Here is a 24947-nt window from a genome sequence, read left to right on the forward strand (position 1 = left end):
GTATCAAGCACATGTCGGACGACGACAAGGTCCTCGACTATCTGAAGCGCGTGACCGCGGACCTGCGGCAGACCAAGCAGCGCCTGCGCGAGGTCGAGGAGAAGGACAGCGAGCCGATCGCGATCGTCGGCATGAGCTGCCGCTTCCCCGGCGGTGTCGAGTCGCCGGAGGACCTCTGGCGCCTGGTCGAGTCCGGCGCGGACGCGGTGGCCGGATTCCCCGCCGACCGAGGCTGGGACCTGGAGTCGCTCTACGACGCGGACCCCGACCACACGGGCACCACATACGCCCGTGAAGGCGGTTTCCTCTACGGCGCGACGGAGTTCGACCCTGGCTTCTTCGGCATCTCGCCGCGCGAGGCCGCGGCGATGGACCCCCAGCAGCGGCTGCTCCTCGAAACCTCCTGGGAGGCGTTCGAGCGGGCGGGCATCGACCCCAACTCGCTGCGCGGCAGCAGGTCGGGCGTGTTCGTCGGTACGAACGGCCAGGACTACGCCGCGCTGTTGATGGCCGCGCAGGAGGAGGTCGAGGGATACGCGGGCACGGGTATTTCCGCGAGTGTCATCTCCGGCCGCCTGTCCTACACGTTCGGCCTCGAGGGCCCGGCGGTGACGGTCGACACGGCGTGCTCGTCGTCCCTGGTCGCCCTGCACCTGGCGGTACAGGCATTACACAAGGGCGAGTGCGAACTGGCCCTGGTCGGCGGTGTGACGGTGATGTCGACGCCGGGCTCCTTCATCGAGTTCAGCCGTCAGCGCGGCCTCGCCCCGGACGGCCGTGTCAAGGCGTTCGCCGACGCCGCCGACGGCACCGGCTGGGGCGAGGGCGTGGGCATGCTCCTGGTGGAGCGCCTCTCGGACGCCCGGCGCAACGGCCACAAGATCCTTGCGGTGGTACGGGGTTCGGCCGTCAACCAGGACGGCGCGTCCAACGGCCTGACCGCCCCCAACGGCCCTTCCCAACAGCGGGTCATCCGCCAGGCACTGGCGAGCGCGGGTCTGACTCCGGCCGACGTGGACGCCATGGAGGCGCACGGTACGGGTACGAAGCTGGGCGACCCGATCGAGGCCCAGGCGCTGCTCGCGACTTACGGCCAGGACCGTCCCGCCGACCGGCCGTTGTGGCTGGGCTCGGTGAAGTCGAACATCGGTCACACGCAGGCCGCTGCCGGTGTGGCGGGCGTGATCAAGATGGTCATGTCGATGCGGCACGGCGTACTGCCCAAGACGCTGCACGTGGATACGCCGACCTCGCACGTCGACTGGACCGCCGGTGCGGTGGAGCTGCTGACGGAGACCCGGCCGTGGCCGGAGACCGGGCAGCCGTGGCGGGCAGGCGTGTCGTCGTTCGGTGTCAGCGGCACGAACGCGCACACCATCATCGAGCAGGCCCCGGAAGCCGAGGAGCCGACTCCCGCTGACGCGGCTGCTGCTGACACCGCAGCGGGCTCAGCGCCGGCCGGCCCGGTGCCATGGGTGCTGTCGGCGCGAAGCGCCGACGCCTTGCGGGAGCAGGCGGCGCGGGTGCTCTCCGGTTCGGTCGGCCTGGACCCTGCGGACGTCGCCTTCTCCCTCGCGACGACGAGGGCGTCACTCGAACAGCGTGCGGTCGTCATCGCGGATGACGCGCAGGCGCGGCTGACCGCACTGACGGCATTGGCCGAGGGCAGGCAGACGGCGGGCGTGGTGACGGGTTCCGTCGTCGGTGGCCTGCTGGGCTTCCTGTTCTCGGGTCAGGGTTCGCAGCGGCTCGGTATGGGGCGTGAGCTGTCCGAGCGTTTCCCGGCATTCGCGGAGGCGCTTGACGCTGTGCTGCGTGAGTTTGATCCGGCGGTGCGTGAGGTGTTGTTCGGTGAGGATGCCGATGCGCTGAACGAGACGGGCGTTACTCAGCCTGCGTTGTTCGCGGTCGAGGTGGCGCTGTTCCGGCTGCTTGAGTCGTGGGGCGTTCGGCCTGACGTGCTGGCGGGGCACTCGATCGGTGAGTTGGCTGCCGCCCATGTGGCGGGTGTGTGGTCGCTGGCTGATGCGGTGAAGGTGGTGTCGGCGCGGGGTGCGTTGATGCAGGCGCTGCCGTCTGGTGGCGCGATGGTCGCGATCCAGGGGTCGGAGGCGGAGGTTGCCTCGGACCTGTCGGAGACCGTGGGCATCGCCGCGGTGAACGGGCCGACGTCGGTGGTGATTTCGGGTGTCGCCGCCGATGTGGAGGCGGTGGCTGAGCGGTGGCGTGCGGCGGGCCGGAAGGTGTCGCGCCTGAAGGTCAGCCACGCGTTCCACTCGCCGCTGATGGACCCGATGCTGGACGAGTTCCGGCGGGTCCTTGAGGGTGTGTCGTACGAGGCTCCCGCGATCCCCCTGGTGTCGACGCTGACGGGCGGGTTGGCCACTGCCGAGGAGCTTTCCTCGGCGGAGTACTGGGTGCGGCACGTGCGCGAGTCGGTGCGGTTCGCCGGTGCCGTGAGCACGCTGCGGGCCGAAGGCGTCACCACGTTCGTCGAGGTGGGGCCGGGCGGGACGCTGTCCGCGCTGGGCCAGGAGACCGCGCCGGATGCCGGATTCGTGCCGGTGCTGCGGAACGACCGTCCGGAGGCTGCGGCGCTGGCCGCCGCGATCGCGGAAGCGCACGTACGAGGCGGTCACGTGGACTGGGCCGCCTACTTCGAGGGCAGCGGGGCCCAGCGCGTCGATCTGCCGACGTACGCCTTCCAGCGCGAGCGCTTCTGGCTCGATGTCCTGCCTGCGGTCGGCGATGTCACGGCGGCCGGGCTGGGGGCGGCGGAGCATCCGTTGCTGGGCGCGGCTGTGACGGTGGGCGGCACCGATGGTGTGCTGCTGACGGGCCGGTTGTCGGTGCAGTCGCATCCGTGGCTGGCCGACTATGTGGTGCAGGGTTCGGTGTTGTTGCCCGGTGCTGCGTTTGTCGAGCTGGCGGTGCGGGCCGGCGATCAGGTCGGGTGTGACTTGGTGGAGGAGCTGGCGTGGGAGGCGCCGCTCGTCCTACCCGAGCACGGTTCGGTGCGGGTGCAGGTGTGGGTCGGTGCGGCGGACGAGTCGGGTCGGCGGGAGCTGAGCTTCCACTCCAGTGCGGGTGATGCCGACGACGGCCGTTCGTGGACGCGGCATGCCACAGGTGTCTTGGGCGAGGGCGGCCGTTCCGGTGGGGTTCCGCTGGTCGAGTGGCCGCCGCCGGGTGCGGAGGCCGTGGGGCTGGAGGGGTTCTACGACGGGTTGGCGGAGCTGGGCTTCGGCTATGGGCCGGTGTTCCAGGGGCTGCGGGCCGCGTGGCGCAAGGGCGACGAGGTGTTCGCCGAGGTCGCGCTGCCGGACGGTGCGAAGGCTGAGGGATTCGGTCTGCACCCGGCCTTGCTGGACGCCGCGCTGCACGCGATCGGCCTGACGGACGGCGACGCTGATCTCTTGCCGTCCTCGTGGTCGGGTGTGCGGCTGCATGCCTCGGGCGCGGCTGCGCTGCGGGTGCGGCTGACGCCCGCGGGGTCGGACGGACTGTCGTTGGCCGTGGCGGATGGGGCGGGTGCCCCGGTCGCGACCGTGGACTCGCTGGTGCTGCGCCCGGTGGCGCTGGATCAGTTCGCCGGTGGCGGTCACGATGACGCGCTGTTCGGCGTCGACTGGGTGCCGGTGCCGGTGCCGGTGCCGGTGCAGGTGCCGGTGTCCGAGGGTGATGTCCCGACGGTCGAGTGGACCGATCTGGAGACGCTGGCGGGGTCGGCGGAGCTGGCTGACTTCGTTGTGCTGCCGTGCCCGGTCGGCACTGGAGCAGACCCGGTCGTCGACGCGCATGAGGCGGCGCATTGGGCACTGAATGCTGTCCAGTCCTGGTTGGCGGATGAGCGCTTCGACGCGTCGCGGCTGGTTGTCGTGACCGAGGGCGCGATCGCTGTCACGGCTGAGGAGGATGCGCCGAACATCGCGCAGGCCGCGGTGTGGGGTCTGGTGCGCTCCGCGCAGTCGGAGAACCCGGACCGTTTCGTACTGGTGGACCTGGACCTGGACCTGGACCTGGACGGTAAGGCGGCCTCGCTTGGGGCGCTGCCGTCCGTGTTGGCCACGGGGGAGCCGCAGTTGGCGCTGCGGTCCGGTGACGTTCGCGTACCGCGCCTGGCCAGGGTCGAGCAGTCCGTAGCGGACGACCCGGGCTTCGGTTCGGGTGCGGTGCTGATCACCGGCGCCACGGGCACCCTCGGCGGTCTCGTGGCCCGGCACTTGGTCGCTGAGCGGGGCGTACGGAACCTGCTCCTGGTGAGCAGGCGCGGTGCTGCCGCTGAGGGCGCCGAGGAACTGCGTGCCGAACTCGTGGCGCAGGGCGCCGAAGTGATGTACGCGGCGTGTGATGTGGCGGATCGGGAGGCCCTGGCAGCGCTGCTGGCCGAGCACGAGATCTCGGCAGTGGTGCACACCGCCGGTGTGCTGGACGACGGCACGATCGGGTCACTGACGGCCGAGCGGATCGACGGTGTGTTCCGGCCCAAGGTCGACGCGGCCTGGCACCTGCACGAGCTGACCCGCGACCTCGACCTGGACCTGTCGGCTTTCGTGCTGTTCTCCTCCGCTGCGGGCGTGTTCGGTGGAGCCGGTCAGGGCAACTACGCGGCGGCCAACGCCTTCCTGGACGCGCTTGCCCAGCACCGCCGGACGGCCGGCCTGCCTGCCACCTCTCTGGCGTGGGGCCTGTGGGCGGATGCGGACGGCATGGCCGGGAGCCTCGATGAGGCTGATGTGCGGCGGATGACCCGGAACGGCGTGATCCCGATCGGCGCGGCCGAGGGCTTGGCGCTGCTCGACGCGGCGGGTTCCACGGGCCGTGCCGCGCTGGTTCCGATTCCCCTGGACCTGCCGGTGCTGCGCCGGCAGGCACGGTCTCAGCCCCTGCCGCACCTCATGCGAGGTCTCGTGCGGGGCACCGCGCGCAGGACCGCCGCGTCCGGCCTGGTCGTTTCCGGGTCCGCGTTGGCGCAGTCGCTGGTGGGTCTGCCGGTCGCTGAGCGGGAGAAGGCGCTGCTGGATCTCGTACTGGGTCATGTGGCGCTGGTGCTGGGCCACGGATCGGCGCAGGCGATTGCGCCTGAGCGTGCGTTCAAGGAGCTCGGCTTCGACTCGCTCAGCTCTGTGGAGCTGCGCAACCGGTTGAACGCGGCGACCGAACTGACGCTGCCGGCCACGCTGGTCTTCGACTATCCGACTCCCGCGGCTCTTGCGGCGCATCTGGGCGCCGAACTGCTGGGTGGAGTGGTCGATGTCGTGGCCAACGATCCGGTCGCGATGGTGGCCGACGAGCCGATCGTGATCGTCGGGATGAGCTGCCGCTTCCCCGGTGGCGTCGAGTCGCCGGAGGACCTGTGGCGATTGGTGGCCGGGGGAGGGGACGCGGTCTCGCAGTTCCCGACGGACCGCGGCTGGGACATCGACTCGCTCTACGACCCCGACCCCGAGCAGTCGGGCACCACCTACGCCCGCGAAGGCGGGTTCCTGGACGGTGTCGCGGACTTCGACCCGGCGTTCTTCGGCATCTCGCCGCGTGAGGCCGCGGCGATGGACCCGCAGCAGCGGCTGCTCCTGGAGACCTCCTGGGAGGCGTTCGAGCGGGCGGGCATCGACCCGAATTCGCTGCGGGGAGGCCGGTCTGGTGTCTTCGTCGGTACGAACGGCCAGGACTACGCGGCGCTGTTGATGGCCGCGCAGGAGGAGGTCGAGGGGTACGCGGGCACGGGCATCTCGGCGAGCGTCATCTCTGGCCGCCTTTCCTACACGTACGGCTTCGAAGGCCCGGCCGTCACCGTGGACACGGCGTGCTCGTCATCGTTGGTGGCCCTGCACTTGGCGGTGAACGCGCTGCACAAGGGTGAGTGTGAACTGGCCCTGGTGGGTGGTGTGTCGGTGATGTCGACGCCGGGCTCCTTCATCGAGTTCAGCCGTCAGCGCGGCCTCGCCGTGGACGGCCGTGTCAAGGCGTTCGCCGACGCCGCCGACGGCACCGGCTGGGGTGAGGGTGTCGGCATGCTGCTCGTGGAGCGCCTGTCGGATGCTCGGCGCAACGGCCACAAGATCCTTGCGGTGGTACGGGGTTCGGCCGTCAACCAGGACGGCGCGTCGAACGGCCTGACCGCTCCGAACGGCCCTTCCCAACAGCGTGTCATTCGCCAGGCGTTGGCGAGTGCGGGCCTGGAGTCGGCCGATGTGGACGCCATGGAGGCGCACGGCACCGGAACCACGCTGGGTGACCCGATCGAGGCCCAGGCGCTGCTCGCGACATACGGTCAAGGCCGGTCCGCCGAACGGCCGTTGTGGCTGGGCTCGGTGAAGTCGAACATCGGTCACACGCAGGCCGCTGCCGGTGTGGCGGGCGTGATCAAGATGGTCATGTCGATGCGGCACGGCGTACTGCCCAAGACGCTGCACGTGGATGCGCCGACCTCGCAGGTCGACTGGTCGACCGGTGACGTCGAGCTGCTCACCGAGGCCCGCGCCTGGCCGGAGACCGACCGGCCGCGCCGGTTCGGCGTGTCGTCGTTCGGGTTCAGCGGTACCAACGCGCACACCATCATCGAGCAGGCCCCGGCAGTCGAGGAGCCGGCTGCCGCTGCGGCCCCTGTGTCGGTCGGGCAGGTGCCGTGGGTGCTGTCGGCACGAAGTGCCGAGGCCTTGCGGGAGCAGGCGAGTCGGCTGCTCTCCGGCACGGCTGCCGACCTGGACCCCGTGGACGTCGGCTACTCCCTCGCGACGACGAGGGCGTCACTCGAACAGCGCGCGGTCGTCGTCGCGGATGACGCGGAGACCCGGCTGACGGCTCTGAGCGCGTTGGCGGAGGGCAGGCAGGCGGCGGGCGTGGTGACGGGTTCCGCTGCCTCTGGCCTGCTGGGTTTCCTGTTCTCGGGTCAGGGTTCGCAGCGGCTCGGTATGGGGCGTGAGCTGGCTGGCCGTTTCCCGGTGTTCGCGGAGGCGCTGGAGGCTGTGCTGGGTGAGTTCGATCCGGCGGTGCGTGAGGTGTTGTTCGGTGAGGATGCTGATGCGCTGAATGAGACGGGCGTTACTCAGCCTGCGTTGTTCGCGGTTGAGGTGGCGTTGTTCCGCCTCCTTGAGTCGTGGGGTGTGCGCCCGGATGTTCTGGCCGGACACTCCATCGGTGAGCTGGCCGCGGCCCATGTGGCCGGTGTCTGGTCGCTGGCTGATGCGGTGAAGGTGGTGTCGGCGCGGGGTGCGTTGATGCAGGCGCTGCCCCAGGGCGGTGCGATGGTCGCGATCCAGGCGACCGAGGCCGAGGTGGTGCCGGATCTGTCGGAGACGGTGGGCATCGCTGCGGTCAACGGGCCGAACTCGGTGGTCATTTCCGGCATCTCCGCGGATGTGGAGGTGGTGGCTGAGAGGTGGCGTGAGGCGGGTCGGAAGGTGTCTCGTCTGAAGGTCAGCCATGCGTTCCACTCACCTCTGATGGACCCGATGCTGGACGAGTTTCGCCGGGTCCTGGAAGAGGTGTCGTACGAGGCTCCGTCGATCCCGATCGTGTCGACGCTGACCGGCAGGTCGGCCTCCGCGGAGGAGTTGGGTTCGGCGGAGTACTGGGTGCGGCATGTGCGCGAGTGCGTGCGGTTCCATGATGCGGTGGTGGCGTTGCGGGAGCAGGGCGTCGAGGTGTGCGTGGAGGTCGGTCCGGGCGGGACGCTGTCCGCGCTGGGGCTTGGCAGTGTGCCTGAGGCGGTGTTCTTGCCCGCGTTGCGCGCGGACAGGCCTGAGGAGAGCGCGCTGGTGACCACGGTCGCCGCCCTGTACACGCGGGGCGGGATGGTCGACTGGGCGGCGTACTTCGCGGGCAGTGGTGCCCGGCGGGTGGACCTGCCGACGTACGCCTTCCAGCACCAGCGCTACTGGATGGATGTGCCGGTCGGTGAGCGCACCGAGCGGCTGTCGCCGGCGGAGACGCGGTTCTGGGAAGTCGTCGAAGACGGTGACCTCGATGACGTCGCCCGTACGTTGGATGTGTCGTCGGATGCTCCGTTGAGTGCGGTGTTGCCGAGGCTTTCCGCGTGGCGCAAGGAGCAGTTGGGGCGCTCTACGGCGGAGGGTTGGCGGTACCGGGTCGAATGGCGGCCAATAGCTGCCGGTAGTCGGCAGTTGGACGGTGCATGGCTGGTCGTCGCCGAGCCCGGTGAGGAGCGCGCCGGGTGGGTCCGCGACGCGCTGACCCGCAACGGTGCGGACGTCCATGTCCTGCACGTGGACCCTGAAGCGGTCGACTGGACTGTGCAGTTGGCCGGTCTGTCGGACCTGAGCGGCGTGGTCTCGTTGGTGGGGCTTGCTGATGTGGGTGCTTCGACGGTGCCCGTGGGTGTTGCGGCCACGGTTGGTCTGTTGCAGGCGCTTGGTGATGTGGAGGTGCCGTTGTGGTGCCTGACGTCGGGTGCGGTGTCGGCGGGTGCTGATGATGTGGTTGACGGGTTCGAGCAGTCGATGTTGTGGGGCCTGGGCCGGGTGGCCGCGCTGGAGCGGCCCGGCTGCTGGGGTGGTCTCGTGGATCTGCCCGAGGCTCGGGACGACGAAGCCGGTGATCTGCTGGTTTCCGTACTTGCCGGGTCGGGTGACGAGGACCAGGTCGCGTTGCGTGCCGGCAAGATTCTGGGGCGCAGGCTGGTGCCCGCCCCACTGGGCAAGGCACCCGGAACGGGCTGGTCGCCGAGTGGGACGGTCCTGGTCACCGGTGGAACCGGCGCGCTCGGTGCACACGTCGCAAGGTGGCTGGTGGCCAAGGGCGCCGAACACCTCCTGCTGACCAACAGGCGCGGCCTGGAAGCCGATGGCGCGGCGGAACTGCACGCGGAGCTGACCGCGCTGGGCGCCCGGGTCACGATCGCTGCCTGCGACGTCGCCGACCGGGACGCCCTGGCGGACGTGCTGGCGTCGGTTCCCGCCGAGTTCCCGCTCACCGCGGTTGTGCATGCGGCGGGTATTGAGCGTTCGGCTGCCATCTCAGACCTCGACCCCGATGACCTTGCCGAGTTCGCCGACGTACTGACGGCGAAGGTTGATGGTGCGCGGAACCTGCACGAGCTCCTGTCCGACACACAGTTGGATGCGTTCGTGTTGTTCTCGTCCATTGCTGGTGTGTGGGGCAGTGGTGGGCAGGGTGCGTATGCGGCTGCCAATGCCTATCTGGATTCCCTTGCCGAGCATCGCAGGGCTGTGGGTCTGCCCGCTACGGCCGTCGCGTGGGGGCCGTGGGGTGGTGGCGGCATGGTTGCGGGTGCCGGTCGGGATGCGGCGGCGCAGTTGCGGCGCCGGGGTCTGCCGACGATGGATCCGGCGGTGGCGATCGCGGGTCTGGCCATGGCGTTGGAGCGGGGTGACGGCAATGTGGTCGTGGCTGATGTGGACTGGGAGCGGTTCGCGGGCACGTTCATGGCGCAGCGCCCGAGTCCGCTGCTTGGTGAACTTCCCGCTGTACGTGCCGCGTTCGAGGCTGCTCCGGCAGAGCAGGGCATGTCGGCGCTGGCGCAGCGCCTTGCCGGTCTGGATAAGGCCGAGCAGGAGCGGCAGCTCACCGAACTGGTCCGGTATGAGGCGGCCGCGGTGCTCGGCCACGTGTCCGGGGATGCCTTCTCGGCATCTCGTGCTTTCCGGGAGCTGGGTTTTGACTCGCTGACGGCCGTGGAGCTGCGTGCCCGGCTGAGTGAGGCCACGGGTGTCGCGCTGCCCGCGACGTTGGTCTATGACTACCCGAACGCGGCGGTACTGGCCGCGTATCTCCGCACCGAACTGTCCGGCGTGGACGTTGCCGTCCCCTCCACTTCCTCCAACGTCTCCGGTGCGACCGATGAGCCGATCGCGATCGTGGCGATGGCGTGCCGATACCCCGGCGGCGTGTCGAGCCCTGAAGACCTGTGGCAGGTGTTGCTGTCGGGTGGGGATGCGGTGTCGGAGTTCCCGGCCGATCGTGGCTGGGACCTGGAGGCGCTCTACGACCCCGATCCGGATGGGGTGGGCACCTCGTATTCGCGTTCGGGCGCGTTCCTGTCGGACGTGGGCGGGTTCGACGCGGACTTCTTCGGGATCTCGCCGCGCGAAGCACTTGCGATGGACCCGCAGCAGCGGCTGCTCCTGGAGACCTCCTGGGAGGCGTTCGAGCGCGCCGGGGTCGACCCGGCGTCGCTGCGCGGTGAACGCGTCGGTGTGTTCGTGGGCTCGAACGTCCAGGACTACGGGCTGGTACTGGGCGGGGCAGCTGAGGATGTCGGCGGCTATGTGGCGACCGGCAACGCGGCCAGCGTGGCATCGGGCCGCCTCTCGTACACCTTCGGCTTTGAAGGCCCTGCGGTGACGGTGGACACGGCGTGCTCGTCGTCGCTCGTCGCGCTGCACCTGGCGGTGCAGGCACTGCGGTCCGGTGAATGCTCCCTCGCACTCGCGGGTGGCGTCACCGTGATGTCGACCCCGGGTGCGTTCGTCGAGTTCAGTCGGCAGCGTGGCCTTGCCGAGGACGGGCGCTGCAAGGCGTTCGCCGCCGGCGCGGACGGCACCGGCTGGGGCGAGGGCGTGGGCATGCTCTTCGTCGAGCGCCTTTCGGATGCTCAGCGCAATGGCCACCAGGTCCTTGCGGTGGTGCGGGGTTCGGCGGTGAACCAGGATGGCGCGTCCAATGGCCTGACCGCGCCGAATGGTCCCTCGCAGCAGCGGGTGATCCGCCAGGCCCTCGCCAGTGCGGGCCTGACTCCGGCCGACGTGGACGTGGTCGAGGCGCACGGCACGGGCACCAAGCTGGGCGACCCGATCGAGGCCCAGGCCCTCCTTGCCACCTACGGCCAGGACCGCGACGGCGAGCCGCTGTTGCTGGGATCGGTGAAGTCCAATATCGGTCACACGCAGGCCGCTGCCGGTGTGGCGGGCGTGATCAAGATGGTCATGGCGATGCGGCACGGCGTACTGCCCAAGACGCTGCACGTGGACGAGCCGTCGCCGCACGTCGACTGGTCCGCAGGCGCCGTGGAACTCCTGGCGGAGGCGCGCCCCTGGCCGGAGACCGGCCAGCCGTTGCGCGCCGGTGTCTCGTCGTTCGGGTTCAGCGGCACCAACGCGCACACCATCATCGAGCAGGCTCCCGTGGCGGAGCAGGAGGAAGCCTCGGAGCCGGTGCGTGACGGCGGCCTGGTGCCGTGGGTGCTGTCGGCGGGTGACGAGGGCGCGTTGCGCGGCCAGGCCGAGCGACTGATGGCACTGGTGGGCGAGCACGAGCACGAGCACGAGCACGAGCTCGAACTCGTCGATGTCGGCTACTCGCTCGCGACGACGCGATCGGCGCTGGCCCATCGTGCGGTGGTCGTGGCAGCTGACCGGTCCGAGTTCCTGGCCGCTCTGGCCGCCATGGCCGAGGGTCGGGCGACCGGCGCGGTGGTCACGGGTGTCGCCGACGAGCCTGGTCGGCTGGGATTCTTGTTCTCGGGTCAGGGTTCGCAGCGTCTCGGGATGGGCCGTGAACTGGCCGCGCGCTTCCCGGTGTTCGCCGAAGCTCTTGACGCCGTACTGGGTGCATTCGACCCGGCAGTCCGCGAGGTGCTGTTCGGTGAGGATGCCGATGCGCTGAACGAGACCGGGGTGACGCAGCCCGCCCTGTTCGCGGTCGAGGTGGCGTTGTTCCGTCTTCTTGAGTCGTGGGGTGCGCGCCCTGACGCGCTGGCGGGGCACTCGATCGGTGAGCTGGCCGCAGCCCACGTGGCCGGTGTGTGGTCGCTGGAGGACGCCGCCAAGGTGGTGTCGGCTCGCGCCGGGTTGATGCAGGCGCTGCCGGCCGGTGGCGCGATGGTGGCGATCCAGGCGTCCGAGGCCGAGGTCGCCTCGGACCTTCCGGAGACGGTCGGCATCGCCGCGGTCAATGGCCCCGACTCGGTGGTCGTTTCCGGTGTCGCGGCCGATGTTGAAGCGGTGGGTGAGCGGTGGCGTGAGGCGGGCCGCAAGGTGTCTCGGCTGAAGGTGAGTCATGCGTTCCACTCGCCGTTGATGGACCCGATGCTGGACGACTTCCGCCGGGTGTTGGAGAGCGTGTCCTTCGGGGCGCCGTCGATCCCGGTCGTGTCGACGCTGACCGGTGTCCGCGCGAGCGCGGACGAGCTTGCCTCGCCGGAGTACTGGGTGCGGCACGTGCGCGAGTCGGTGCGGTTCGCCGACGCCGTCGGCACGCTCGTCAGCGAGGGCGTGGGTACGTTCGTCGAGGTCGGCCCGGGTGGCACGCTGTCGGCGCTGGGCCAGGAGTCCGCGCCGGAGGCAACCTTCGTACCGGTACTGCGTGGCGACCGGCCTGAGGCTGTAGCCGCTACGACGGCCGCGGGACAGCTGCACGTGTGCGGTGTGCAGGTGGCCTGGGAGGCGTTCTTCGCCGGTCACGGCGCGCGCCGCGTCGAGCTGCCGACGTACGCCTTCCAGCGCGTGCACTTCTGGCCTGACGTACTGCCGATCATCGGGAACGTCGCGGCGGCCGGGCTCGGTGCCGCCGAGCACCCGCTCCTTGGCGCGACCGTCACCCTTGGCGGCACGGACGGCGTGCTGCTGACCGGACGCCTTTCGGTCCAAAGTCATCCGTGGCTGGCTGACTACGTGGTCCGGGGCTCGGTGTTGCTGCCCGGTGCTGCGTTCGTCGAGCTGGCGGTGCGGGCCGGTGACCAGGTCGGGTATGACCTGGTGGAGAAATTGACGCTGGAGGCGCCGCTCGTCCTGCCCGAGCACGGCTCGGTACGAGTACAGGTGTGGGTCGGTGCGGCGGACGAGTCGGGCCGGCGCGAGCTGACCTTCCACTCCAGCGCTGGCGACACCGACGACGGCCGGTCCTGGACCCGCCACGCCACCGGCGTGCTGCGTGAGGGCGGCCGTTCCGGTGGGGTTCCGCTGGTCGAGTGGCCGCCGTCGGGTGCGGAAACGCTGGACCTGGAGGGGTTCTACGACGGCTTGAGTGAGCTCGGCTTCGGCTACGGGCCGGTGTTCCAGGGGCTGCGGTCGGCCTGGCGCAAGAGCAATGAGGTGTTTGCCGAGGTCGCCCTGCCGGACGGCGTGGGCGTGGACGGATTCGGCCTGCACCCGGCGCTGCTCGACGCGGCGCTGCACGGCATCGGCCTGACGGACGGCGACGCTGATCTGCTGCCGTTCGCGTGGTCGGGTGTACGGCTGCACGCCTCGGGCGCCACGGAGTTGCGGGTGCGGCTTGCGCCCACGGGCGCTGACGGAGTGGCGCTGACGGTCGCGGACGGCTCCGGTGCTCCGGTGGCCACGATCGACTCGCTGACGCTGCGTCCGGTGTCGCTGGAACAGTTCACCGGTGGTGGTCAGGACGATGCTCTGTTCGGCGTCGACTGGGTGCCCGTTCCTGTACCCGACGATGACGTCTCGACGGTCGAGTGGACCGATCTGGAGGCGCTTGCCGGTTCGGCGGCGGAGTTGCCTGACTTCGTTGTTCTGCCGTGCCCGGTCAGGTCCGCGTCCGACCCGGTCGCCAGCGCGCACGAGGCGGCGCACTGGGCCCTGGACGCGGTCCAGTCCTGGTTGGCGGACGGGCGGTTCCAGGCCTCGCGTCTGGTCATCGTGACCAAGGGTGCGATCGCCGCCACAGCGGATGACGTCGTGCGCGATGTCGCGCAGGCGGCGGTGTGGGGCCTGGTGCGCTCCGCTCAGTCGGAGAATCCGGACCGGATCGTGCTGGTCGACCTCGACGACGAGGCGGCTTCGCTGGACGTGCTGTCGTCCGTGTTGGCCGCAGGCGAGCCGCAGTTGGCGGTCAGGTCGGGAGAGGTGCGTGTACCCCGTCTGGCCAGGGTCCAGCCGTCCGTGGTCGACGACCCGGGCTTCGGTTCCGGCGCGGTGCTGATCTCTGGCGCCACGGGCACCCTTGGCGGCCTCGTGGCCCGGCACTTGGTCGCGGAACGCGGCGTGCGGAACCTGCTCCTGGTGAGCAGGCGCGGGGAACTCGCAGACGGCGCCGCCGAACTGCGCGACGAACTCCTCGTCCAGGGCGCCGAAGTGACGTTCGCGGCCTGCGACGTGGCCGAACGCGAGGCCCTCAAGGACCTCCTGGCCGAGCACCAAGTCTCCGCGGTGATCCACACGGCAGGTGTGCTGGATGACGCGACGATCGGCTCGCTGACCCCGGACCGGATCGACACCGTCTTCTGGCCCAAGGTCGACGCGGCCTGGCACCTGCACGAGCTGACCCGCGACCTGGACCTGTCCGCGTTCGTGCTGTTCTCCTCGGTGGCAGGCATCCTCGGCGGACCTGGCCAGGGCAACTACGCAGCAGCGAACGCTTTCCTGGACGCGCTCGCCCAGCACCGCCGCGCCGCCGGTCTGCCCGCGACCTCGCTCGCCTGGGGCCTGTGGGCCTCGGGCGGTGGCATGGCAGGCAGCCTCGACGAGGCCGACGTACGACGGATCACCAGCGGCGGCGCGATACCGATCGGCGCTGCCGAGGGCCTGGAGCTGTTCGACGCGGCAGGCTCCACCGGCCGTGCCGCCCTGGTGCCGATCCCGCTCGACCTGCCGGTGTTGCGCCGACAGGCGCGTTCCCAGCCCGTGCCGCACATGCTGCGCGGCCTCGTCCGTGGCACCGCGCGCAGGACCGCCGCGTCCGGCCTGGTCGTTTCCGGGTCCGCGTTGGCGCAGTCGCTGGTGGGTCTGCCGGTCGCTGAGCGCGAGAAGGCACTCCTGGATCTCGTACTGAGTCACGTGGCGGTGGTACTCGGCCACGGTTCGACGCACGCCGTCGCACCCGACCGGGCGTTCAAGGAACTCGGCTTCGACTCGCTCAGCTCTGTGGAGCTGCGCAACCGGTTGAACGCGGCGACCGAGCTGACGCTGCCGGCCACGCTGGTCTTCGACTACCCGACGCCTGCCGCACTCGCGGCGCATCTGGGCGCCGAACTGCTGGGTGGAGTGGTCGATGTCGTGGCCAATGACGCGGTGGCGATGGTGGCCGACGAGCCGATCGTGATCGTCGGGATGAGCTGCCGCTTCCCCGGCGGTGTCGAGTCGCCGGAGGACCTGTGGCGTCTGGTCGAGTCCGGCGCGGACGCGGTGGCCGGGTTCCCCGCCGACCGCGGCTGGGACATCGACTCGCTCTACGACCCCGACCCCGAGCAGTCGGGCACCACCTACAGCCGCATGGGCGCCTTCCTGGACGGCGTCGCGGACTTCGACCCGGCGTTCTTCGGGATCTCGCCCCGCGAGGCCCTTGCGATGGACCCGCAGCAGCGGCTGCTCCTCGAAGCCTCCTGGGAGGCGTTCGAGCGGGCGGGCATCGACCCCAGCTCGGTCCGCGGAAGTCGCTCCGGTGTCTTCGTGGGCACCAACGGCCAGGACTACGGGACGCTGTTGATGGCCTCGCGGGAGAGCGTGGACGGATACGCGGGTACCGGAAACGCGGCGAGTGTCATCTCCGGCCGTCTCTCCTACACGTTCGGCCTTGAGGGCCCGGCCGTCACCGTGGACACGGCGTGCTCGTCATCGTTGGTGGCCCTGCACTGGGCGAGCCAGGCACTGCACAAGGGCGAGTGCGAGCTGGCCCTGGTCGGCGGTGTGACGGTGATGTCGACGCCGGGTGCGTTCATCGAGTTCAGCCGCCAGCGCGGACTGTCCGTGGACGGCCGGTGCAAGGCGTTCTCCGACAGCGCCGACGGCACCGGCTGGGGCGAAGGCGTCGGCATGCTCCTCGTGGAGCGGCTGTCCGACGCCCGGCGCAACGGCCACCAAATCCTCGCGGTCGTACGGGGATCCGCCGTCAATCAGGACGGCGCGTCCAACGGCCTGACCGCCCCGAACGGACCCTCGCAGCAGCGCGTCATCCGCCAGGCACTGGCCAGCGCGGGTCTGGCGTCGGCCGACGTGGACGCCATGGAGGCGCACGGCACCGGAACCACGCTGGGTGACCCGATCGAGGCCCAGGCGCTCATCGCCACTTACGGCCAGGACCGGCCCGCCGACCGGCCGCTGTGGCTCGGCTCGGTGAAGTCCAACATCGGCCACACGCAGGCCGCGGCCGGTGTCGCCGGTGTGATCAAGATGGTCATGGCGATGCGGCACGGCGTACTGCCGCGCACCCTCCATGTGGATGAGCCTTCCTCGCACGTGGACTGGTCGGCGGGCGCGGTCGAGCTGATGACGGAGGCGCGTCCGTGGCCGGAGACCGGTCAGCCGTGGCGTGCGGGTGTGTCGTCGTTCGGTGTGAGTGGCACGAACGCACATGTCATCGTCGAGCAGGCTCCCGTGGCGGAGGAGGCGGAAGTCTCGGAGCCGGTGCGTGACGGCGGGCTGGTGCCGTGGGTGCTGTCGGCGCGAAGTGCCGAGGCGTTGCGGGAGCAGGCGGCGCGGCTCAAGTCCTTTGTGGACGAGGCCACGGATCTGCCGGTGGCGGATGTGGGCCGTGCGCTGGTGTCCTCGCGTGCGGTGCTTGAGCACCGGGCGGTGGTGGTCGCCGGTGAGCGGTCGGAGTTCCTGGCCGCTCTGACGGCTGTGGCAGAGGGGCAGGCGACCGGCGCGGCAGTCACAGGAGTGGCCGGCGAGCCCGGCCGGTTGGGTTTCCTGTTCTCGGGTCAGGGTTCGCAGCGGCTCGGCATGGGCCGTGAACTGGCCGCGCGCTTCCCGGTGTTCGCCGATGCTCTGAGCGCGGTCCTTGCGGAGTTCGACCCGGCAGTCCGCGAGGTGCTGTTCGGTGAGGATGCCGATGCGCTGAACGAGACCGGGGTGACGCAGCCCGCGCTGTTCGCCGTCGAGGTCGCCCTCTTCCGACTCCTTGAGTCGTGGGGCGTTCGCCCCGACATGCTGGCGGGCCACTCGATCGGTGAGCTGGCCGCCGCGCATGTGGCCGGTGTCTGGTCGCTGGAGGACGCCGTCAAGGTGGTGTCGGCTCGTGGCGCGCTGATGCAGGCGCTGCCCGAGGGCGGTGCGATGGTGGCGATCCAGGCGACCGAGGACGAGGTCGCGTCGGACCTTCCGGAGACCGTCGGTGTCGCCGCGGTCAACGGCCCGACATCGGTGGTCATCTCCGGTGTCGCCTCCGACGTGGAGACGATTGCGGAGCGCTGGCGCCAGGCGGGCCGAAAGGTGACTCGGCTGAAGGTCAGCCACGCGTTCCACTCGCCGCTGATGGACCCGATGCTCGACGAGTTCCGCTCGGTGGTCGCGGGCATCGAGTGCGGTGAACCTGAGATCCCGATCGTGTCGACGCTGACCGGCGTCCGCGCGACCGCCGACGAGCTTGCCTCGCCGGAGTACTGGGTGCGGCACGTGCGCGAGTCGGTGCGGTTCGCCGACGCCGTCGGCACGCTCGTGAACGAGGGCGTGGGTACGTTCGTCGAGGTCGGCCCGGGTGGCACGCTGTCGGCGCTGGGACGGGAGTCCGCGCCGGAGGCAACCTTCGTACCGGTACTGCGTGGCGACCGCCCGGAAGCGGCAGCCGCCACGACCGCCGCAGGACAGCTCCACGTGCGCGGCGCCCGAGTGGACTGGGAGGCGTTCTTCGCCGGTCGCGGTACGCGGCGGGTGGACCTGCCGACGTACGCCTTCCAGCGCGAGCGCTACTGGCCCGACGTACTGCCGATGATCGGAGATGTCGCGGCGGTCGGGCTCGGCTCGGCGGAGCACCCGCTGCTCGGCGCCGCTGTCACGGTGGGTGGCACGGATGGTGTGCTGCTGACCGGTCGGCTGTCGCTCCAGACACACCCGTGGCTGGCCGACTCCCTCGTCCAGGGATCGGTGCTGCTGCCCGGTGCCGCGTTCGTCGAGCTGGCGGTGCGTGCGGGGGACCAGGTCGGGTGTGACTTGGTAGAGGAGTTGACGCTGGAGGCGCCGCTCGTCCTGCCCGAGCAGGGTTCGGTGCGGGTGCAGGTGTGGGTCGGCGCCGAGGACTCCTCGGGCCGGCGCGAGCTGAGCTTCCACTCCAGTGTGGGGGACGTCGACGACGGCCGTTCGTGGACCCGGCACGCCACCGGCGTGCTGCGCGAGGGCGGCCGATCCGCCGGTGCTTCGCTGGCCGAGTGGCCGCCGCCGGGCGCGGAGGCCGTGGACCTGGACGGTTTCTACGACCGCATGGTCGCGGGTGGCTTCGGCTACGGGCCGGTGTTCCAGGGGCTGCGGTCGGCCTGGCGCAAGAGCGATGAGGTGTTTGCCGAGGTGGCGCTGCCGGACGGCGTGGGCGTGGACGGTTTCGGCCTGCACCCGGCGCTGCTCGACGCGGCGCTGCACGCGATCGGCCTTGCGGGTGGCGATGGTGACTCCGGCGGCTTGCCGTTCTCGTGGACGGGCGTGCGGCTCCATGCCTCGGGTGCGACGGCGCTGCGGGTGCGGCTTGCGCCCACGGGCGCTGATGGAGTGGCGCTGACGGTCGCGGACGGCTCCGGTGCTCCGGTGGCCACGATCGACTCCCTTGTACTGCGACCCATGGCGACGAAGCCGGCACGACAGGACCGGGATTCGCTGTTCGGCGTCGACTGGGTGCCGGCTCAGCTCCCCGAAGGTCCCGACGGCGACGCACTGACGGTCGAGTGGACCGACTTGGACTCCCTGGCGGCAATGGAGAAGCTGCCTGACTTCGTGGTGCTGCCGTGCCCGGGTGCCTCCGCGTCCGACCCGGTCGCCAGCGCGCACGAGGCGGCGCACTGGGCCCTGGACGCGGCGCAGTTCTGGTTGGCGGACGGGCAGTTCGACGCATCCCGCCTGGTCATCGTGACCAAGGGCGCGATCGCCGCCACAGCGGATGACGTCGTGCGCGATGTCGCGCAGGCGGCGGTGTGGGGCCTGGTGCGCTCCGCTCAGTCGGAGAACCCCGACCGGATCGTGCTGGTCGACCTCGACGACGAGGCGGCCTCACTCGACGTGCTGGCGTCCGCGCTGGCCACGGGTGAGCCGCAGTTGGCAGTCAGGTCGGGAGAGGTGCGTGTACCCCGCCTGGCCAGGGTCCAGCCGTCCGTGGTCGACGACCCGGGCTTCGGCCCCGGTGCCGTATTGATCACCGGTGCCACGGGCACGCTCGGCGGTCTCGTGGCCCGGCACTTGGTCGCGGAACGCGGCGTACGGAACCTGCTCCTGGTGAGCAGGCGCGGGGAACTCGCAGACGGCGCCGCCGAACTGCACGAGGAACTCCTCGCCCAGGGCGCGGAGGTGACGTACGCGGCCTGCGACGTGGCCGACCGCGAGGCCCTCAAGGACCTCTTGGCCGAGCACCAAGTCTCCGCGGTGATCCACACCGCCGGTGTGCTGGATGACGCGACGATCGGCTCGCTGACCCCGGACCAGGTCGACACCGTCTTCCGGCCCAAGGTCGACGCGGCCTGGCACCTGCACGAGCTGACCCGCGACCTAGGCCTCGACCTGTCCGCGTTCGTGCTGTTCTCCTCGGCGGCAGGCACCCTCGGTGACCCCGCCAAGGGCAACTACGCGGCAGCCAACGCCTTCCTGGACGCCCTCGCCCAGCACCGCCGCGCCGCCGGTCTGCCCGCCACCTCGCTCGCCTGGGGCCCGTGGGCCTCAGCCGACGGCAGTACGGCAGGCAGCCCCGGCGAAGCCAACTCGCTGCCCATGATCAGAAGCGGCGCGATACCGATCGGCGCTGCCGAGGGCCTGGAGCTGTTCGACGCGGCGGGTTCCACCGGCCGTGCCGCCCTGGTGCCGATCCCGCTCGACCTGCCGGTGTTGCAACGGCAGGCGCGTTCCCAGCCCGTACCGCACCTCCTGCGCGGCCTCGTCCGTGGCACCACGCGCAGGACCGCCGAGTCCGGGGCCGCCGCGTCGGCGTTGGCGCAGTCCCTCGTCGGGCTGACCGAGGCCGAGCGGGAGAAGACGCTGCTGGATCTAGTGCTCGGTCACGTGGCCGTGGTGCTGGGCCACAGTTCGGCGCACGCCGTCGTACCCGACCGTGCTTTCAAGGAGCTCGGGTTCGACTCGCTGACCGCCGTCGAGTTCCGCGACCGGCTCAACGCGGCCACCGAGCTGCGTCTGCCCGCCACCCTGGTCTTCGACTACCCGACTCCCGCCGCGCTCGTCGCGCACCTCGGTGCTGAGCTCGCGGGCACGCCCGTCGCCTCGGCGCGTACCCGCACGACGGTCGCCGTGGCCGACGAGCCGATCGCGATCGTCGGCATGAGCTGCCGTTACCCGGGCGGGGTCAACTCGCCCGAGGACCTGTGGCGACTCGTCCTGGACGGCGCCGACGCCATCAGCGAGTTCCCCGGCAACCGCGGCTGGGACCTGGACGCCATCTACCACCCGGACCCCGACCACGTAGGCACCACCTACACCCGCGAGGGCGGCTTCCTGCACGACGCCGACCTGTTCGACCCGACGTTCTTCGGGATCTCGCCGCGTGAAGCCCTTGCGATGGACCCGCAGCACCGGCTGCTCCTGGAGATCTCCTGGGAGGCCTTCGAGCGCGCGGGCATCGACCCGACCTCGGTGCGGGGACGCGACATCGGCGTCTACGCGGGCACCAGCATCCAGGACTACGCGAACCTGCTGGCGGCGAGCGAGGAGAGCGTCGAGGGTTACGTCGGTACGGGCAACGCGGCGAGCGTCACGTCCGGCCGGCTCTCCTACACCTTCGGTCTGGAGGGACCCGCCGTCACCGTCGACACCGCCTGCTCCTCGTCGCTGGTCGCCCTGCACCTGGCCGTGCAGGCCGTGCGGTCGGGCGAGTGCTCGATGGCGCTGGCCGGTGGCGTGGCGTTGATGACGACGCCGGGCGCGTTCATGGACTTCAGCCGCCAGCGCGGGCTGTCCGTCGACGGTCGGTGCAAGCCGTTCTCGTCGGACGCCGACGGCACCGGCTGGGGCGAGGGCGTCGGCATGCTCGTACTGGAGCGGCTGTCCGACGCCCGGCGCAACGGGCATCGCGTGCTCGCCGTCGTGCGGGGCACCGCGGTGAACCAGGACGGCGCATCGAACGGTCTGACCGCCCCGAACGGTCCCTCGCAGCAGCGGGTCATCCGCCAGGCGCTCGCCGGCGCGGGCCTGGAGTCGGCCGACGTGGACGCCATGGAGGCGCACGGCACCGGTACGAAGCTGGGCGACCCGATCGAGGCGCAGGCGCTCCTGGCCACCTACGGCCAGGACCGGCCCGCCGACCGGCCGTTGTGGCTCGGCTCGTTGAAGTCGAACATCGGTCACACCCAGGGCGCGGCCGGAGTGGGCGGCGTCATCAAGATGGTCATGGCGATGCAGCACGGTGTGCTGCCCAAGACCCTGCACGTCGCCGAGCCGACCCCGGAGGTCGACTGGTCGGCCGGCGACATCGAACTCCTCACCGAGGCCCGGCCCTGGCCGGACACCGACCGGCCACGCCGGTTCGGCGTGTCGTCGTTCGGATTCAGCGGCACCAACGCGCACGCCATCATCGAGCAGGCGCCGATCACCCGGGCCGCCGCGCCGAAGGCCGCACCGGACCCGTCCGTGCTGCCGGTGCCGCTGCCGCTCCTGGTGTCGGCCCGGGGCGACGACGCGCTGCGGGCGCAGGCCGAGCGGCTGCGCGCCCACCTCGTGGCGCACCCGGAGCTGAACCCGCTCGACGTCGCCACCACCCTCGCTCAGACGCGGGCCGCTCTCGGCCACCGGGCGGTCGTCGTCGGGCAGGACCGCGACACGGTGCTCACGGCTCTCGCCGCGCTCGCCGAGGGACGGACCGCGAACGGTCTCGTCTCCGGTGTCGCGGCGGGTTACCGGTCGGCGTTCCTGTTCTCCGGCCAGGGCGCACAGCGCCTCGGCATGGGGCGTGAACTGTACGACCGCTTCCCGGTGTTCGCCGACGCGCTCGACGAGGTCTGCGCCCACCTCGATGCCCACCTCGATGCCCGCCTCACCGCCGAGCACCACGACGCCCGCTCCGAACAGCCCCTGAAGGAGATGCTGTTCGGCGACGACGCCGAGGCGCTCAACCAGACCGCGGTGACGCAGCCCGCGCTGTTCGCCGTCGAGGTCGCCCTCTTCCGGCTGCTGGAATCCTGGGGCGTCCGTCCCGAGTTCCTTGCCGGGCACTCGATCGGCGAGCTGGCCGCGGCCCACGTGGCCGGTGTCTGGTCGCTCGCCGACGCCGCCGCGGTGGTGGCGAGCCGGGGTCGCCTGATGCAGGCGCTGCCCGGTGGCGGGGCGATGTACGCGGTCCAGGCGACCGAGGCCGAGCTCCTGCCGGAGTTGACCGACACCGTGGGCATCGCCGCGGTGAACGGTCCGACGTCGGTGGTGCTCTCGGGCGTCGCCGCCGATGCCGAGGCCATCGCCGAGCGCTGGCGTGAGAAGGGGCGCAAGGTGACGCGGCTCCGCGTCAGCCACGCGTTCCACTCACCGCTCATGGAGCCGATGCTCGACGACTTCCGCCGCGTGCTCGAAGAGGTGTCCTACGAGGCGCCGGCCATCCCGATCGTGTCCACCCTGACCGGCGCGCGGGCGACCGTCGAAGAACTGACGTCACCGGAGTACTGGGTGCGGCACGTGCGCGAGGCGGTGCGGTTCGCCGACGCTGTCGGCACACTGCGGGACCAGGGCGTGGACGCGTTCCTTGAGATCGGCCCAGGCGGGGTGCTCACCGCCCTTGGCCAGGAGACCGCGCCCGACGCCGCGTTCGTGCCCGCGCTGCGCGGCGACCGGCCCGAGCCCCTCGAACTGGCGACGGCCGCGGGCAGGCTGTACGTGCTCGGTGTCGCCGTCGACTGGACAGCGCTGACCGCCGGTGGCGCGCACATCGACCTGCCCACCTACGCCTTCCAACGGCAGCGGTTCTGGCCGACCCTGGCCGACGCCCCCTCGGGCGACGTCTCCGGGTCCGTCGACGCGCGCTTCTGGGCGGCCGTCGCCGACGGCGACCTCGGTGAGCTCGCGGACGAGCTGGCCGTGTCCCTCGACGACCCGATCAGCGCCGTCCTGCCCCGCCTGTCGTCGTGGCGGCAGGAACAGGCCGAGAACTCCGCGGTCGACGGCCTGCGCTACCGCGTCACCTGGCAGCCGGTGAGCGAGCCCACCGCGGCGCTCACGGGCACCTGGCTCGTGGTCAGCCGGGACGGCGCCGGTGAGGAATCCGTCGCCGCCGCGCTGAGCAGGCACGGCGCGCAGGTGGTTCCCGTCAGGACCGGCGGGGCCATGGACCGGGAATCCCTCGCGGCCCGCACGGCGACCGAGGTCCGGACGGCCGCAGAGGCCCGGAAGGCGACCGGCCGGCCCGTCGCTGGCGTGCTCTCGCTCTTCGCGCTCGACCCCGAACTGCCGTCCGGCGGCCTGAACGCGACCCTCGCCCTCGTCCAGGCCCTCGGCGACAGCGGCCTCGCCGCCCCGCTGTGGTGCGCGACGCGGGGCGGGGTCGCGATCGGCGGCTCCGACACACCCGCGGGACCCGACCAGGCGATGGTGTGGGGATTCGGCCGGGTCGTCGCCCTCGAACACCCCGAACGCTGGGGCGGCCTCGTCGACCTGCCCGCGACGCTGGACGAGCGCAGCGGCGCCCGCCTCGCGGGCGTCCTGTCCGGAACACAGGGGGAGGACCAGGTCGCGCTCCGCGCCAGCGGGGTCTACGGCCGACGGCTCCTGCCGGTGTCCTCGGCACGCCTCGGCGACTGGGACCCCACCGGCACCGTCCTCGTCACCGGCGGCACCGGCTCACTCGGCGGCCACGTCGCCCGGTGGCTGGTCGCCAAGGGCGCCGAACACCTGCTCCTGACCAGCAGGCGCGGCCTTGAGGCCGAAGGCGCGAAGGAGCTGCACGCGGAACTGACCGCGCTGGGCGCCCGCGTCACGATCGCGGCCTGCGACGTCGCCGACCGGGACGCGCTCGCGGACCTGCTGGCCTCCGTTCCCGCCGAACTCCCGCTCACCGCGGTCGTACACGCGGCGGGCACCCTGGACGACGGCGTACTGTCCGCGCTCACCCCCGAGCGGCTCGACGGCGTGCTGCGGCCGAAGGCCGGCGCAGCGGCCAACCTGGACGAGCTGACCCGCGACCTCGACCTGTCGGCGTTCGTGATGTTCTCCTCGGTGTCGGGCACGTTCGGCGCTGCGGCCCAGGGCAACTACGCCGCCGCCAACGCCTACCTCGACGCACTCGCCGAACAGCGGGTGGCGGCGGGCCTGCCCGCCACCGCGGTCGCGTGGGGCCCCTGGGGCGGCGGCGGCATGGCGGACGGGCAGCTCGGCGAACAGCTGCGCCGCCGCGGCCTGGCCCCGCTCGAGCCCGAGCAGGCCGTCGCCGCGCTGGACCGGGCCGTCCGCCAGGGCGAGCCGACGGCACTGGTGGCGGACGTCGACTGGGGCGTGTTCGCCCCGGCCTTCACGTCGGTACGGCCGAGCCCGCTGCTTCAGGATCTCCCGGGCGTGCACAGCGCCCAGGGGTCCGCCGATGCGCCGGCTCCGGTCGACATGGCGGCCAAGCTCACCGCGCTGTCCGGGCCGGAGCGCGAACGCGCCGTCCTCGACCTCGTGCGGGACGCGGCCGCCGCCGTCCTCGGACACGAGGGAACCAAGCTGGTGGAACCCGGCCGGGCCTTCCAGGAGCTGGGCTTCGACTCGCTCACCGCGGTCGAGTTCCGCAACCTCCTCAACGTCACCACCGGGCTCAGCCTGCCCGCCACGCTGGTCTTCGACTTCCCCACGCCGTCCGCGCTCGCCGCGCACGTGCTCGACGGGCTGCCCGGAGGCGGGACGCCGACCATCGACACCGAACTGGACCGACTGGAGTCCACGCTCTCCCTCCTGACACCGGACGACGAGCAGAGCGCGGCCGTGGGAGACCGACTCCGCGCCCTGCTGTCCATGTGGGACGAAACGCACAACCGCACGGAACCCGCCGAGTCCGGAACGGACGCGCGCACCGCGTCGGCGGATGAGCTGCTCGCGCTGCTCGACGAACAACTAGGCAACTCCTGAGCACGAGCCGCTCCCGCTGCTCCTTCCGCTGCTCCTTCCCCTGCTCCACGAACAACTCGGTAGGTCTTGAGC

At 71.3% G+C, this 24947-nt stretch carries 1 protein-coding gene; it reads left to right on the forward strand.

Features of this window, described 5'->3' with window-relative positions:
- Window positions 1-11 precede the first annotated feature (11 nt).
- Window positions 12-24875: a type I polyketide synthase gene (locus ACIGXX_RS03145; protein WP_399972185.1), complete on the forward strand. Its 24864-nt coding sequence runs from the start codon at window positions 12-14 to the stop codon at window positions 24873-24875.
- Window positions 24876-24947 lie beyond the last annotated feature (72 nt).

This window comes from Streptomyces sp. NPDC055243 (assembly GCF_044544025.1).
In the GTDB taxonomy this organism is placed as follows: Bacteria; Actinomycetota; Actinomycetes; order Streptomycetales; family Streptomycetaceae; genus Streptomyces.